The sequence below is a fragment of the Phyllobacterium sp. P5_D12 genome (assembly GCF_054049495.1).
Window position 1 is genome coordinate 1 of the sequence record NZ_JBFUMG010000720.1, and the last position, 1,911, is coordinate 1,911.

At 53.6% G+C, this 1,911-nt stretch carries 3 protein-coding genes; 1 reads left to right on the forward strand and 2 read right to left on the reverse strand.

The genetic code is table 11. The features are described 5' to 3' along the window. Positions 1–135 precede the first annotated feature (135 nt). Positions 136–507 (reverse strand): nuclear transport factor 2 family protein, encoded by a 372-nt coding sequence (locus ACXJ5O_RS25665; RefSeq protein ID WP_457302372.1) that lies wholly within the window; start codon positions 505–507, stop codon positions 136–138. A 207-nt stretch (positions 508–714) separates the two neighbouring features. Next, the gene (locus ACXJ5O_RS25670) at positions 715–918 is read right to left on the reverse strand and encodes a hypothetical protein (protein ID WP_112527216.1); all 204 of its coding nucleotides are present in this window, start codon (positions 916–918) and stop codon (positions 715–717) included. A 728-nt stretch (positions 919–1,646) separates the two neighbouring features. Here ACXJ5O_RS25670 and ACXJ5O_RS25675 point away from each other — a divergent pair. Next, positions 1,647–1,911: hypothetical protein (locus tag ACXJ5O_RS25675; protein ID WP_457302373.1), on the forward strand; the 265-nt coding region annotated here is incomplete at its 3' end.

The window sequence follows — 1,911 nt, forward strand, 5'->3', positions numbered from 1 at the left end:
AATATAAGGATTGAAGTAGGTGCCGGCATAGGCAGACAGCGGCAGCGCTGGCAGCGGGGAGGCGGGAGGTGTCCCGTAACGCTTGATCGCGGCCTCGATCGCCGGCCCAAAGAGCTGGGTTGGCGTGGACGTGCTTCACTCCATTATCTTCCAGTATGAATCTTTGCGTACGACCTTGCCGTTGCGAAATGAATAGAAGTCACAACCTCGGACTTCCTTTTTTGCCCCACCGAGAGTGGTGCCTGTGAGGGTCCATTTTGAGATGCCAGTCTCGGTATCCGAATCTACAAAATGCTGTTCATTGCCGTAGTGGACATCGGGCAGGCCCTCAAAGCGCGTTGCCAGCGCTTCGCGTACGTTCCGTTTACCCTCCAAACGAGAACCCCAAGGATCGTTTCCCCGCGGCATTTCCAATGCACAATCATCAGAAAAGAATGTCATGATCCGATCAAGATCGTGCGCGTTGAAGGCCTCACATAGCTCAGTCAGTGTCGATCGAATGTCCATACCGCATCTCCATTCAGTTGGTGTTGCTGGCGATAGAACCGCACCAGCCTGCAGGATTTCATTCGCTCATGTTCCCTATGGGAACTTTGTCCCTCGGATAAGCAGATCATCGTCTATCCTGGGGATGCACTCTTGGCCCACCGTTCGGCTCGGGGTTAATACCTTTAGGCGGCACTCCAGCGACCTGCAGAGTAAAGTCGGAATGCGTCAAACATGCCGCCCCTTGTTCCGTCGGACGATCATGAGAACGATGAGCACCAGACCAATCGCGATCAGCACAATTCCCAACGTCAAGTATTCGGTCGATCCATCTCTATAGCCAACAGCTGCCAGCAGAAAGCCCAATATGATGGCAATCAACCCGCCAAGCTTTTTGAACAATGAGATCGGTTTGTCATCGATTGCAGCCATGATGAACCTCCAACGCTTTGTTTCAGGGATACCATGACCCCCAAACGGTAACTGCATGCTATCAGTGCTCGGGTCGTCGCTCAACGAACGAGCAAGCGAATGTTCGAGGTCGCCGCTAAATACACTTAAAGCGAAGATTCGGGATTCCCCGCAGGTCACAGTCGTAGCCGGATGGTCTAATTTTCCGGTATCRAGATCCTTTCCAGGGAGGGAAGCATGCCAAGGTCTTTCATCAGGGCACTATACCTTTGTCTTGTGCTGTCACCTGTCATTGGGCTCGATATCGCCAACGCCGCCCAGCCTGCTCTTAGCGTTGGGACAAGCCTGAATAGGGGGCGTCCAATCGTTTGCGAGTTAGGTGCCAATCGGTTGAGGCAACGCGGCTTTCACGATGTTTGGCGTGTCGATTGCCGCGGGCGGTTCTTTGTCTATCGGGCATGGCAGGCAGGCCGCCGTTTTGAAATCGCAGTCAATCGCCACAACGGCAGGGTCGTCGACTTACGCAGAATTGGTTGATCTGTCCACAACCCTCGCGGCATTCAAGACATGACGGTTGGGAGTATTAGACCTGAGGAACTACAGAACATCTTCAATCATTCAGTATGTAACTGTTACGTACTGTGCCATCTGCTCTGGCGTGCTGACCTAATCGCATTGAACTAACGGCAAGGGCGGCACCGTCGTTGCTCCGACCATCAATTGTCGTGGAGGAAAGCTYGGGAAAGAATGTGTTTGTATCGCTGGGACTTGTTCTCAGCCTGTTGATGACGCCTGTGGCGCTGCCTACCGCCGCCATTGCCCAGTCCGTCAGCATCACCATCGGCACCAATCTCAACAGAGGCAGGGGAATAACCTGCAGCCAGGGCGAAAGGTTGCTCCGCAATCGCGGTTTCCGCAACATAAGGCGCATGGATTGCCGTGGCCGGTTCTTTATTTATCGCGCATTACGTGGAAATTCCCGGTTCGAGATTGCCGTCAGGCAAAGTAATGGCC

Bases quoted from the DNA above. Each gene is read 5' to 3' on its own strand.
- ACXJ5O_RS25665 (WP_457302372.1), bottom strand. From the start codon at position 507: ATGGACATTCGATCGACACTGACTGAGCTATGTGAGGCCTTCAACGCG.
- ACXJ5O_RS25670 (WP_112527216.1), bottom strand. From the start codon at position 918: ATGGCTGCAATCGATGACAAACCGATCTCATTGTTCAAAAAGCTTGGC.